This is a genomic window from Novosphingobium sp. (assembly GCF_965228995.1).
In the GTDB taxonomy this organism is placed as follows: Bacteria; Pseudomonadota; Alphaproteobacteria; order Sphingomonadales; family Sphingomonadaceae; genus Novosphingobium.
This window is the reverse complement of record NZ_OZ245852.1, coordinates 1,169,200-1,182,128: the sequence shown is the minus strand read 5'-3', so window position 1 is coordinate 1,182,128 and position 12,929 is coordinate 1,169,200. Positions and strand designations below refer to the sequence as shown.

The following is a 12,929-nucleotide window of genomic DNA, read 5'->3' as shown; positions in this document are numbered from 1 at the left end:
GTTCTCCGGCTCAGCCCGCCGCCTTCACCTTCTGGCGGAAGGCGTGCAGCAAGGGCTCGGTATAGCCGCTCGGCTGCGATACGCCATCGAACACCAGCGCGCGCGCCGCCTGAAACGCGAGGCTCCCTTCCGGATCGCTCGCCATCGGCTGATAGAGCGGATCGCCTGCATTCTGCGCATCGACCTTGGCCGCCATGCGCAGCAGTGCCGCGTCGACTTGGCTTGGCGTCACAACCCCGTGCAGCAGCCAGTTGGCGATATGCTGGCTCGAAATCCGCAGCGTGGCGCGGTCCTCCATCAAGCCGACGTCGTTGATATCGGGCACCTTGGAGCAGCCGATCCCCTGATCGACCCAGCGCACCACGTAGCCCAGGATGCCCTGCGCATTGTTGTCGATCTCGGCCTGAATGTCCGCCTCGGACCAATTCTGCCCCGCCGCCACCGGAATGGTCAGCAAGGCATCGAGGCTGGCGATCCCTTCCGCGCGCCGCTCGACCTGCCGGGCGAACACATCCACCTTGTGGTAATGCGTCGCGTGCAGCACCGCCGCCGTCGGCGAAGGCACCCATGCGGTGTTGGCGCCGGTCTTGGGATGGCCGATCTTCTGCACCAGCATGTCCGCCATGCGATCAGGCATCGCCCACATGCCCTTGCCGATCTGCGACTTGCCCGAAAGCCCGCAGGCAAGGCCGATCTGCACGTTGCGATCCTCATAGGAGATGATCCAGGGGCTCGTCTTCATGTCGCCCTTGCGAAGCATCGCGCCGGCCTGCATCGAGGTGTGCATCTCGTCGCCAGTGCGGTCGAGGAAGCCGGTGTTGATGAACATGATGCGGTCCTTCACCGCATGGATGCAGGCAGCCAGATTGGCGCTCGTGCGGCGCTCCTCATCCATCACCCCGATCTTCAGCGTATGGCGCGCAAGGCCCAGCACGTCCTCCACCGCATCGAACAGATCGTTGGCGAACGCGGCTTCTTCCGGCCCGTGCATCTTGGGCTTCACGATATAGACCGAACCTGCCCGGCTGTTGGCCCGCGCACCATTGATGTCGTGCATCGCGATCAGGCTGGTGACGATGCCATCCAGAATCCCCTCCGGCGCCTCGCCCCCACCCGGCAGCAGCACCGCGGGGTTGGTCATCAGGTGCCCCACATTGCGCACCAGCAGCAGCGAGCGCCCGGGCAGCGTCAGCGTCGAGCCATCGGGCGCGGTATAGACGCGGTCCGGATTGAGCCGCCGCGTCATCATCCGCCCAGCCTTCTCGAAGGTGTCCTCCAGATCGCCCCGCATCAGCCCGAGCCAGTTGGCATAAGCCGCCACCTTGTCTTCGGCATCGACCGCCGCAACCGAATCCTCGCAGTCGCAGATCGTCGAGATCGCCGCTTCGAGCATGACATCGGCGATCCCCGCCGGATCGTCCTTGCCGATGGGATGCGTGGGATCGATCACCACTTCGATATGGAGCCCGTTGTGCGCAAACAGCAGGTTCGCGCCGGCCCGGCCGGCCAGCTGGCCTGCGTCCTTCAGCGCCGGCTCGCCGCCGGTCCAGTCCGCCCACGAACCCGCCGCCAGCGGCACCGCCTCATCCAGAAACGCCTTGGCCCAGGCAATCACCTGCGCCCCGCGTACCGGATCATAACCCTTGCCCGCGGCCGCTCCCGGAATGGCATCGGTGCCATAAAGCGCATCATACAGGCTGCCCCAGCGCGCATTCGCGGCATTCAGCAGGAACCGCGCGTTGAGGATCGGCACGACGAGCTGCGGCCCGGCGACCAGCGCCAGCTCGCGGTCGACATTCTGCGGCGCAACCGTGAACGGCGCGGGCTCCGGCACCAGATAGCCGATCTCGCTCAGAAACGCCTTGTAGGCGGCCATGTCCTGCGGCTGCCCTGCACGCGCCTTGTGCCAGGCATCGATCTTCGCCTGCAGGTCCTCGCGCTTGTCGAGCAGCGCAGCATTGCGCGGCGCAAACCGGGCGAAAATGTCCGCCGCCCCGGCCCAGAAGGCCTCCGCCGAAAGTCCCGTCCCCGGCAGTGCGCGCGTCTCGATAAAGTCCGCGAGGACCTCCGCCACCTGCAGCCCCGAACGCTCGACATATCCGCTCATCGCAACCACTCCCAAAATCGGATGCCTCTCCCCTAGGCCCCCGCGCCGTCTTCCGGTAGAAGGAAATAATTCAACGCAGCTTCTCCCTCAGGGAAACAATGTTCGATCCCGATTACGATCTTTTCCTGGCCATCGTCGAAGCCGGCTCGATCTCCGCCGCCGCCCGCGCGGCTGGGGCGTCCACCGCCGCGCTCTCCAAGCGCCTGGCCCGCCTGGAGGAACGCCTTTCCGCCCGCCTCGTCCATCGCACCACGCGCCGCCTCGCGCTGACCCCGGCCGGGCAGGACCTGCACGATGCGCTGCTCCCGCTGCGCTCCACCCTCAAGGCTGCCGAGGAGCGCGTCAGCGGCCGCCACGCCCATGTGCGCGGGCCGCTGCGCCTCACGGCCCCCACTTCGTTCGGCCGCATGCATGTCGTCCCCCATGTCCCCACCTTCCTCGCCGCCCATCCGGACGTGCGCCTCCAGCTCGATCTCTCCGACGAATTCGCTGACCTGCTCGATGGCAGCTGCGATCTGGCCATCCGCATCGGCGCGCGGATCGGTGCCGGTCTGGTCGGCCACCGCCTCGGCACCAGCCACCGCGTGCTCTGCGCCGCGCCCGGCTATCTCGCCGCGTTCGGCACACCCGAGACACTGGCGGACCTCAAGCACCACCGCCTCCTCGCCACCACCAGCCAGCTCCCCTGGCAGCTCGACGGCCCCGAAGGCACCGTCACCCACCACGGCCAGAGCCACGTGCGCACCAATTCGAGCGAAGTCGTGCGCGAACTGGCGCTTGGCGGTTGCGGCATCGCGCTGCGCTCGTTGTGGGATGTGCATGAAGCGTTGGCTTCCGGCGCACTCGCCCGCGTGCTGCCGCAGTATCAGGGCTCGCAGGATGTCGGCATCTACGCCGTCCATGCCCCCACTCCGGCGCTTCCGGCGCGGATCGAGGCCTTTATCGCGCACCTTGGCGCGCATCTGCAGGCGGGCAGTGGCCTCGCCTAAGCGGTCACTTTGAGGCAGGCGATGCCCCGCGCCGTCAGGCGGGAACAGATTGCATGGGCATCCCGCCCCGAAGCGCGCAAGCGGTAGACCTGCATCTGCCGTACCACCGCCGGGATGATCACCGGCTCCAGCGATTGCAGTTCTGGTTGATTGGCGGAAAGCTCATGCCACAGTGCATCGGCGCCGGCGATGTTGGCCGCTGCCGCCAGCTGGATCGTCTGCACCGGCCCCTTCACGGGCACCGCGGGCGCCTGCGGAGGAGGAGGCGCATAGGCCTGCCGCACTGGCGCCGGCTGCTGAGGAACAGGCACGCCCAGCGCCGCGCTCTTCGCCGCATCGGCATAGTCCAGCGGCTGGCGCAGGATCACCACCGAGGTCGAGGCCGGATTGGTCAGCGCATAGAGTTGCCGCGCGAAATCCCACGGCAGGCGGATGCACCCGTGGGAGGCTGGCGCCCCCGTCACATGCCCCGCATGAAGCGCCACGCCGCCCCAGGTCAGCCGCTGCATATAGGGCATCGGCGCGTTGTCATACGTGCGCGAGCGGTGCTTCACCGCCTTCTGCAGGATCGTGAACGTCCCCGCCGGCGTGCCATGTCCGCGCCGCCCGGTCGAAATCGTGGTGGAGCCCCACTCCGCGCCGTCCTTGAACACAAAGAGCCGCTGCGATGAGATGCTCACCACGATCAGCACGCCCTTGTGCGCTGCCGATAGAGGCGTGGGCGGGGGCGGTCCTCGCGGCGCATCATCAAGCGCCGGATCGGGTCCGCATTGTGCTGCGGCCGAAGCCAGTTGCACCGGCGCGGGCGGCGGCGTGAACCGCTCCGCAAAGGCGCCGCGTGCCAGCACACCGCATCCCAGCAGCGCCACCAGCAATCCTGCCAAGACCGAGACTCGAACCCCAACCCTACCCATGCGGTATGGTTAACGGATCGTTACCTGACAGAACACCGCTTTCTGGTGCCCCATGTACAGCAATCGCAGTCCCTCAGCGGGACACCGCGAGCTGCGCTTCGCCCGATTGCCAGCCGCCGCCGAGCGCGCGGAAGGCGGCAACGCCCGCCCGCGCCGCTTCGGCCCGTGCAGCAATCGCCTCGTCCTCGGCATCGAGCCGCTGCCGCTCGATCCCGAGCGCCTCGACCCGGCTTACCGCACCGGCCTGAAATGCTGTCTCGATCCGCTGACGGCTGTCTGCCAGCCGCGCCGCGACGGTGCCTGCCGCATCGGCCTGCTCGCTGCGCTTGGTCAGCGCGAGCAAGGCGTCCTCGCTTTCCGCCGCCGCTTGCAGCGCGGTCTGCTGCCATGCCGCAACGGCCTCGCGCAGCCGGCCCTCGGCCGCGTTCTGCTGCGCGCGTAGCCGCCCGCCGGTGAACAAAGGCACGCTCAGCCCACCGCTCGCGCCCGTCTGCACTGCGCCGCCGGTGAAGAAATTGCTCATCCCGCTCGCGAGAAGCCCGGCAAAGCCAGAAATCGTGAACCGCGGATAGCGCACCGCGATCGCCTCGGCCACGCGCGCATCGCTGGCCGCAACGACCCGCTCCGCCGCAACGACATCGGGCCGCCGCGCCAGCAGCGACGCTGGACCATCCGGCACCGCCGGCGCGCGCACCGCAGGGATGGCGCCTGCCCCCATCTCGTTCGCAGCCTGCCCCGGCGCATGCCCCATCAGCACATCGAGCCGGTTGCGTTCGACTTCCAGTGCCGCTTCGAGCGCAGGCACCACTTGCGTGGCCCCGGCCAGTTCCGCGCCGCTGCGGTCGGTCTCGGTCAGTGCCGCCACGCCGCGCTCTGCGCGCTGGCGCAGCAGCCGGTCCGTATCGCGCGCCGCCTCGACCCGCGCCTTCGCCACCGCCAGCCGCGCCTCGAGCGCGCGCACATCGATGTAGGTGTTCACCACTTCCGCCGCGATCGTCAGCCGCGCACCGGCAAGCCCTGCATCCGCCGCCCCCGCCTCGGCCCGCGCAGCCCGGGCACCCGCTGAAAGCCGCCCGAACAGATCAAGCTCCCACGAAGCTGCGCCGTTGAGGCCATATTGCTCGACCGTCCGCTCAAAGCCGGGAAAGCGCGAAAAGGCACGGCCCTGCACATCCTCGAGCGATTGGCGCTTCACTGCCGCCGAACCATCGAGCGAAGCCTGCGGCAATAGCGCCCCCTTGGCGGCCTTGAGCCCAGCCGCGGCCTGTTCGAGCCGTGCTGCGGCCGCCGCAATATCGAGATTGCCCGCCAGCGCGGTCTCCACCATGCGATCGAGCACCGGATCGCCGAAGCTCTTCCACCAGCCATCGGCGAGCGGGACTGTATCGGCGGCCAGCGGCGCATTGCGGAAGTGATCGGAAAGGGCCGGCGGCGCGGGCCGCACGCGCGGCGCGGCTTCGGCGGCAGGCGTCGCTGCGCCAAGCAGCAGCGTGGCCGCAAGACCGAGAGCAAGCGGACGCATGGCATGGCTCCTTGACCTGTGAATGGTGAAAGAATATATCCTTTTTCATGAAAATCAACCCCGCCGTTTCAGAAAAGCGGAAGGCCGGGCGGCCCACGGTGGACCGGCGCGACGAGATTCTCGACGCGGCCGAGCGGCTTTATGACGCGCTGGGGTTCGAAAAAGTGACCGTGACCGATGTCGCCCGCGCGCTCGGCATGTCTCCCGCCAACCTCTATCGCAGCTTCGCCAATCGCCAGGCGATCGACGAAGCCGTCACCCGGCGATCGCTCTCCGTGATCGAGGATGCCGCCTGGCGGGTGGCGCGCACAGCACATGCCGATCCGCTTCAGACGTTTGAGCAGCTGTGCATGACAATTTCGCGCGAAACGCGCGATCTCCTGTTCAGCCGCGGCCGCGCGAGCGACTTGTGCCTCGCCGCCACGCGCGGCCACTGGCCGCCGGTGCGCGATTTCATGGATACGCTCCACGGGGTCATTCGCCATGTCATCGCCGAAGGCCAGCGCCAGGGCGTAATGCGCCCCGAACTCCCGCTCGAAGAAACGGCGGCCTCCGCCGTCTGCGCGATGGCCAAGGTCTGGCACCCGATCATGCTCGATACGTTCGGCGTCGAGGCGCTGGAGGAAGAGACCGCCGGGCTTGCTCGCCTCGTGCTGGAAGCCTTGCGAAGGAAAAACTGAAAACCGAAAAGTTTTTTCATCTTTCGGATAAATTTCGCTCAGCGTATAGACGAGTCGACTGTCCCCCGCGAAGGGGTTGGAGGCTCGCATGGAAGTTCCCGCCCGGTTCCTCATCGCCGCAACGCTTGTCGGCACCGCGCTGCTTGGCGGCTGCTCCGGGTCCGCGCCCAGCCAGCCTGCCGAACCGCTTGTCGCCACCGCACTGGCTCTGGGCGAAGCTGAGGGTGCCGGTGCAAACGCCGGCGATGCCTACACCGGCACCATCCACGCCCGCACCGAAAGCACGCTCGCTTTCCGCGTCCCCGGCAAGATCGTGGCCCGCCTCGTCGATGCCGGTGCGCATGTCCGCGCCGGGCAGCCCCTGTTCCGCCTCGATGCGCGCGATCTCGGCCTTGCTGCCTCCGCCGCTTCGGACAAGGTCCGCGCCACCGAAGCCGATGCCGCGCGCACTGCGGCAGACGAAGCCCGCCTGCGCCCACTCGTCGCCACCGGCGCCATTTCGCCTTCCGCCTACGACGGCGCCCGCGCCGCGCGCGATGCCGCTGCAGCCACGCTCTCCGCCGCCCGCGCCGCCGCCGCCAACGCCGCCAACGAACGCGGCTATGCCCTCCTCACCGCCGATGCGGACGGCGTGGTCACCGAAATCCTCGCCGAAGCCGGGCAGGTTGTCGGCGCCGGCACGCCCGTGCTGCGCCTTGCCCGCAGCGGAGCGCGCGAAGCGCTCGTCGCCGTGCCGGAAACGGCATTGGCCGCTCTCCCCAAGTCCGCGCAGGCCCTGGTCTACGGCCGCCCTGCGCCAGTCTCTGCCACCTTGCGCGAAGTTGCCGGCGCCGCCGATCCGCTGACCCGCACGTTCGCCGCGCGCTACGTCCTCGCCGGCGCACCGGATGAAGCGCCGCTCGGCGCCACCGTGACCGTGCGCCTGCCCGGCGCTGCTGCGGGCACCACCCGCGTCCCCCTCGGCGCACTGGTCGATCTCGGCGCAGGTCAGGGTGTCTGGGTGATCCAGCAAGACCGCAGCGTCCGCTTCCGGCCCGCGCGGCCCGTGCGCCTCACCGAAGAGGAAGCGTTCCTGCCCGCTTCCGCCCTGCCACCCGGCACCCGCGTGGTCGCGCTCGGCGGCCAGCTGCTCCATGCCGGCCAGAAAGTCCGCCTCGCCGAAAGCGCCGGCCGGTGAAGGGCCCCAATCTTTCCGCGATCGCGGTCAAGGAACCCTCGGTCACGCTGTTCCTGCTCCTCGCCGCGATGGCTGCAGGGATCTTCGCCTTCTTCCAGCTTGGCCGTGCTGAGGATCCCAGCTTCACGCTCAAGGTGCTCACCGTCACCGCCGCCTGGCCCGGCGCCACGGCGCAAGAAATGCAGGATCAGGTCGCCGACAGGCTCGAAAAGCGCCTCCAGGAGCTGCCGAGCTACGACCGGATCGATACGCAGGCCCGCCCCGGCCTCGTTACGCTGACGGTCATCTTCGGCGACAGGGCCTCGTCCAGGGACGTGCCCGAACTGTTCTATCAGGCGCGCAAGAAGATGAGCGACGAAGCGCTCAATCTCCCGCGCGGGGTGATCGGCCCGATCGTCAACGACGAGTATTCCGAGGTCTACTTCTCGCTCATCGCGGTACAGGCCAAAGGCCTCCCCCACCGCGCCCTGATCGAGCGCGCGGAAGCGATGCGGAGCGAACTCCAGCACGTCGAGGGCGTCAAGAAAGTCGCCCTGATCGGCGAACAGCGCCCGCGCATCTATGTGGAGCTGTCCAACCGCAAGCTTGCCACGCTGGGCATCGGCGCCGATGCCGTGCTCGGCGCGCTCGCCAACCAGAACCTGATCCAGCCCGCCGCCCAGTTTGAAACGTCCTCGCGCCTTGTACCCGTGCGCGTCACCGGCGGGTTTGACGATCTCGAGGCGGTGCGCGCCACGCCCATCGCCGCGGGCGGGCGCGTGCTGCGTCTGGGCGATATTGCCGATGTGAAGCGCGGCTACGAAGACCCGCCCAGCTATCAGGTGCGCCATCAGGGCAGCGAAGCGGTCATGCTTGGCGTCGTCATGCGCGAAAACTACAACGGCCTTGCACTCGGCAGTGCGCTGAGCACAAAGTTGGGCGAGATCCGCGCGCAATTGCCCCTCGGCGTGACTGTCGCCGAAGTCGCCGATCAGGCCGCCAACATCGCCGAGGCTTACGGCGAGTTCATGCTCAAGTTCGCCGTCGCGCTGAGCGTGGTCATGGTCGTCAGCCTCATCGCGCTCGGCTGGCGCGTCGGCATAGTCGTCGCGTTCTCGGTGCCGCTCACGCTCGCCGCCGTTTTCGTGATCATGCTGATGACCGGCCGCCAGTTCGACCGTATCACGCTGGGCGCGCTCATCCTCAGCCTCGGTCTCCTCGTCGACGATGCGATCATCGCGATCGAAATGATGGTGGTGAAGCTGGAAGAAGGCCTCACCCGCGCAGAATCCGCCACTTTCGCCTGGGGGGCGACTGCCGGGCCGATGCTGGCGGGCACGCTTGTCACCATCGTGGGCTTCCTCCCTGTCGGCTTTGCCCGCTCCACGGCGGGCGAATACGCCGGCAACATCTTCTGGATCGTCGGCTTTGCGCTGCTCGTCTCGTGGGTCGTTGCGGTCTATTTCACGCCCTATCTCGGCGTGAAACTGCTGCCCGAGATCAAGCCGGTCGAAGGCGGGCACGATGCGATCTACGATACCCCCCGCTACCGCCAGCTGCGCACATGGGTGACCCGCAGCGTGGCGCAGCGCGGCCGGCTCACCATCGGCGTTGTGATTGCCATGGTGCTGGCGGGTGTGCTGCTGGCCGTCGCCATCCCCAAGCAATTCTTCCCGGTGTCGGACCGCCCTGAGCTTCTGGTCGAGGTCTACAATCCCCACGGCTCCAGCATCGCCGCTACGCGCGCCGTGGTCGAGAAGATCGAGCAGGATCTCCTCACCCGGCCCGAGCTCAAGTCCGAAGTCCGCTATGTCGATAGCTACCTTGGCGGCGGCGCCCCGCGCTTCTTCCTTTCGCTCAATCCCGAACCGGCCGACCCGTCCTTCGCCAAGCTCATTGTGCTGACCCATGGTCCCGCCGCGCGCGAACGGCTGCGCCTCGCGCTGCAGAAGCTCGCCGCCGAAGGCCGCTATCCCGGCGCCCGGGTGCGCGCACTCAGCCTGCTGTTCGGCCCGCCCGTGCCCTACCCGGTTGCCTTCCGCGTCACCGGCCCTGATCCGGACCGCCTGCGCCGGATCTCCGCCGAAGTCGCCGAAGTGGTGCGCGCCAACCCCCATATCGTCGGCGTCAACACCGATTGGGGCGATCGCAGCCCGAATGTAACGCTCCAGTTCGACAATGACCGGCTGCGCCTCCTGGGCCTCGATCCCACCAGCGTTGCCCGGCAGGTTTCCGCGCTGATCTCGGGCACAACCGTTGCTCAGGCGCGCTACGGGGACCGCACCACCGATGTCGTCGTGCGCACGCCGGGAGCCGAACGCCACGCGCTCGGCGATCTCGGCAGCCTCGTCATCGGCACTGCGAACGGCAGCGCCGTCACCCTCGCGCAAGTCGCGAAGATCGTCCCCTCAAGCGAGGACCCGCTGCTCATCCGCCGCAACCGCGTGCCGACGATGACCGTGCGCGCCGATATCGTGAAAGGCGTTCAGGCGCCCGACGTCACCGGCGCGATCCTGCCCAAGCTCAAGCCGCTGATCGACAAGCTTCCCGCCGGTTATGCCATCATCACCGCTGGTTCGGTCGAGGAAGCCGGCAAGGCCAACAACGCCCTCGCTCCGCTGTTCCCGGTCATGATCGGGTTCATGTTGCTCGTGCTGATGCTGCAAACGCGCTCGTTCCGGATGACCGGCCTCGTCTTTGCAACAGCGCCGCTCGGCCTGCTCGGTGCGATCCCGGCACTCATAATCACCGGCTTTCCGTTCGGTTTCAACGCGATCCTTGGCCTGATTGGCCTTGCCGGGATCCTCATGCGCAACACGCTGATCCTCGTCGACCAGATCGATTCCGAACGCGCCCGCGGCCTCGGCCTCGAAGCCGCGGTGATCGAGGCGACAGTGCGCCGCGCACGGCCGGTGCTGCTCACCGCGCTCGCCGCCGTGCTCGCATTCCTGCCGCTTACGCTTTCCAGCTTCTGGGGGCCGCTGGCGGTGGTGCTCATCGGCGGCACCCTCGTCGGCACCGCGCTCACGCTGTTCTTCCTGCCGGCGCTCTATGCGCTGTGGATGGTGCGGCGGGAACGCGGTGCCTAGGGTCAGGACCTATTAACCGCGCCTTCGAGGCGCTGGAATGGCCCATTGCTTCGTCAGGAAGCCTTGAAATATTGACATATTCCTGCGGCTTCCTTCCTAGCACTGAGCCATTTTGCCTCAAACCTCGAAGGCGCGGTTAATAGGTCCTGACCCTAGAAAGCCCTCTCCCCCTTCGGAGAGAGGGGACTTCCTCACCAGGTTCCGGTGTTCTCCATGCTTGCCCACGGCTCGGCCGGTTCGAGATGGCCATCCTGCAGCAGCTCGATCGAGATGCCGTCCGGGCTCTTCACGAACGCCATATGCCCATCCCGCGGAGGGCGATGAACGACGTGGCCCGCCGCCATGATCTTTGCGCAAGTCTCGTAGATATTGCTCACCCGGTAGGCGAGGTGGCCGAAGTTGCGCCCGCCGGTATAGACTTCGCCCGCGCTGCCATCCTCGGGCGGCCAGTTGTAGGTCAGTTCGACTTCCGCGACGTCCTCCTGCCCCGGCGCTGCAAGGAAGATCAGCGTGAAGCGGCCCTTCTCGCTCGAGAAGCGGCGGACTTCCTTCACCCCGAACAGTTCGAAGAAGGCGATGGTCGCCTCGGGATCGGTCACGCGGATCATCGCGTGGAGAAACTTGGTCACGGGGAGCAACTCCTTTGGATGTTCAAACTCGGTTCATCGACAGAAATGCACAACTCACCGCAGGGTTGAACGCCCCTCAGGGAGACCATGCCGTGTCAGAATCCGATCTTGCTACCGATAGTGAGCCTGCCGCCAATTCCCAATCGTTTCTTTCCCGCCTCACCCCAACGGGCTGGCCCAAAGGATGGGTCGGCCCGATGCTCGCGACCGCCGGCGTCCTCGCGCTGGGCATGGTGGCTGGCGGCTACCTGCTCGGCGATGGCCTCAGGCGCAGCCGGGAAGCGGACCGCGCCGTCACCGTGCGCGGACTGGCCGAGCGCGAAGTGACCGCCGACCTCGCCACCTGGACGATCGCCTATTCCGCCACGGCTGAAGACATGGGCAGCGCGCAGGCCAGCGTCGATCACGATAGCCAGGAAATCCGCGCCTTCTTCGCCGGGCTCGGCTTCCCGGCTGAAACGCTGCAACCCACCGGCGTCAACGTGAGCACCAGCACCGACAACGGCGTGACGCGCTTCACTGTCCGCCAGCGCATGGCGCTGCGCACCACCGACATCAAGCGCGCGCAGGATGCGGTGCGCCGCCAGTTCGATCTGGTGCGCCGCGGCGTGATGCTCGAGGAAGGCTCAGGCATGGCCTATACCTTCACCGGTCTCGACAAGATCAAGCCGGCGATGGTGGCCGAAGCGACCAGGGATGCCCGCCGCTCGGCCGAACAGTTCGCGCAGGATAGCGGCACCGGCGTCGGCGGGATCAAGAGCGCGACGCAGGGCTACTTCGAAGTCACCGCCCGCGATGGTGATGGCGGCGGCGGCTGGGGTGTCTCAGACACGCCGTTCAAGAAAGTCCGCGTCGTCACCACGATCGACTTCTACTTGCGCTGAAGCCCAAACAGAAAGGGGCGCGCCGCAGTGCGGCACGCCCCCTCCCCCCTGCAACCGGGTCCGCTCAGAACGAGGCGGTCAGCGAAATAACGCCGACCGGCTTGGTCGTGCGGTAGAAGGCATTCGAGCAGACATCGATCGCACCGACCGAACCTGCTCCGCTGCACAGGCCGCTCTGCGCGAAGTCGCTGCGGGTCATATTGGTGCCGACTACTGAGGCATCGAGCGCAAGGTTCTTATACTTTGCGGTAATCCCGACGTTGTAATCAAGGTACGGCTTCGGAAGGTCGAAGCCGCCGCCGGTGTGCGCGAGGTGCGAATGGATGCTCAGCGGAGTGCCCGGAATTGCGCCGCCCAGCTCACCGTAGACATAGAGATTGCCGCGATGGGTCGAGGTGAAGTTGTAGTTGAACACCTTCTGCGCGGGCGCGAAGTTCGCGCCGAACTTGGCCGTGACCGGGCCCAGCGTCTTGGCGAGCGAGCCGTAGACTTCCCAGTAATTTCCGGTGGTTGCACCCGGATAGATGTAGCCGTAGAGGCCGCCGTCGATGACGAAGCCGGTCTTGCCGATGGCATGGGTGTAGCCGCCGTAGACGTCGATTTCGGTACCGCCGATGTTGATCGGGCTCTGGCCGGCCGAAGCGCTGGAGGCCCAGGTCGAGATATAGAAGCCCGAGCTGTGCGCGATGGTGAAGGTGCCCTGCACGACGGGCTTGTTGTCAGACTGCGCAACGCCGCGGAACCTGTACTGGCTGGCAATGGTTGCCCCGCCGGTGATGGTGATGTCGCTGGGCGGAGCGGCTTCGTCGGCAAACGCGGGTGCAGCAGCGGCGAAGCTCAAGGCGGCAAAAGTTGCGGCCACGAGGGCCTTGCTGGACGTACGCATGGGAAATCCTTTGTTATTGGGTTTGCGTCGTCCCACCTGCACAGACCGTGGCGACTCGATTTTTGCGGTCAGC

The 12,929-nt window shown here is 67.2% G+C and carries 10 protein-coding genes; 5 read left to right on the top strand and 5 right to left on the bottom strand.

The window, feature by feature from the left end; translation table 11 throughout:
• Positions 1–10 precede the first annotated feature (10 nt).
• Positions 11–2,107 (bottom strand): malate synthase G, encoded by a 2,097-nt coding sequence (locus tag ACO056_RS05485; RefSeq protein ID WP_421852985.1) that lies wholly within the window; start codon positions 2,105–2,107, stop codon positions 11–13.
• A 98-nt stretch (positions 2,108–2,205) separates the two neighbouring features.
• On the opposite strand from ACO056_RS05485, the gene ACO056_RS05480 reads away from it, so the two are divergent.
• A complete protein-coding gene (locus ACO056_RS05480; protein WP_421852982.1) occupies positions 2,206–3,096 on the top strand; it encodes a LysR family transcriptional regulator in 891 nt (296 codons plus the stop codon).
• Here ACO056_RS05480 and ACO056_RS05475 read toward each other — a convergent pair.
• Both ACO056_RS05475 and ACO056_RS05470 read right to left on the bottom strand, forming a co-directional pair.
• Complete coding sequence (locus tag ACO056_RS05475; RefSeq protein WP_421852979.1) at positions 3,093–3,965, bottom strand: L,D-transpeptidase family protein; 873 nt, start codon at positions 3,963–3,965, stop codon at positions 3,093–3,095. The two genes, ACO056_RS05480 and ACO056_RS05475, sit on opposite strands and share 4 nt — an antisense overlap.
• 118 nt (positions 3,966–4,083) lie before the next feature.
• Positions 4,084–5,532, bottom strand: coding sequence for an efflux transporter outer membrane subunit (locus ACO056_RS05470; protein ID WP_421852977.1), 1,449 nt, complete (start codon positions 5,530–5,532; stop codon positions 4,084–4,086).
• Positions 5,533–5,579: 47 nt separating this feature from the next.
• Between ACO056_RS05470 and ACO056_RS05465 the strand changes: the two genes are divergently transcribed.
• The 3 genes from ACO056_RS05465 (at position 5,580) to ACO056_RS05455 (ending at position 10,457) form a co-directional block, all read left to right on the top strand.
• The gene (locus tag ACO056_RS05465) at positions 5,580–6,212 is read left to right on the top strand and encodes a TetR/AcrR family transcriptional regulator (protein ID WP_421852975.1); all 633 of its coding nucleotides are present in this window, start codon (positions 5,580–5,582) and stop codon (positions 6,210–6,212) included.
• A gap of 88 nt (positions 6,213–6,300) precedes the next feature.
• Positions 6,301–7,389 (top strand): efflux RND transporter periplasmic adaptor subunit, encoded by a 1,089-nt coding sequence (locus ACO056_RS05460; RefSeq protein ID WP_421852972.1) that lies wholly within the window; start codon positions 6,301–6,303, stop codon positions 7,387–7,389.
• Positions 7,386–10,457 (top strand): efflux RND transporter permease subunit, encoded by a 3,072-nt coding sequence (locus ACO056_RS05455; protein WP_421852969.1) that lies wholly within the window; start codon positions 7,386–7,388, stop codon positions 10,455–10,457. Before ACO056_RS05460 ends, ACO056_RS05455 begins: the two co-directional genes overlap by 4 nt.
• Before the next feature lie 191 nt (positions 10,458–10,648).
• On the opposite strand, the gene ACO056_RS05450 is transcribed toward ACO056_RS05455, so the two are convergent.
• A complete protein-coding gene (locus ACO056_RS05450) occupies positions 10,649–11,086 on the bottom strand; it encodes a VOC family protein (RefSeq protein WP_421852966.1) in 438 nt (145 codons plus the stop codon).
• Positions 11,087–11,283: 197 nt separating this feature from the next.
• On the opposite strand from ACO056_RS05450, the gene ACO056_RS05445 reads away from it, so the two are divergent.
• The gene (locus ACO056_RS05445) at positions 11,284–11,970 is read left to right on the top strand and encodes an SIMPL domain-containing protein (RefSeq protein ID WP_421852963.1); all 687 of its coding nucleotides are present in this window, start codon (positions 11,284–11,286) and stop codon (positions 11,968–11,970) included.
• A gap of 64 nt (positions 11,971–12,034) precedes the next feature.
• Here ACO056_RS05445 and ACO056_RS05440 read toward each other — a convergent pair whose 3' ends face one another.
• Positions 12,035–12,856, bottom strand: a complete 822-nt coding sequence (locus ACO056_RS05440; RefSeq protein ID WP_421852960.1) for a TorF family putative porin — start codon at positions 12,854–12,856, stop codon at positions 12,035–12,037.
• Between the last annotated feature and the right edge of the window lie 73 nt (positions 12,857–12,929).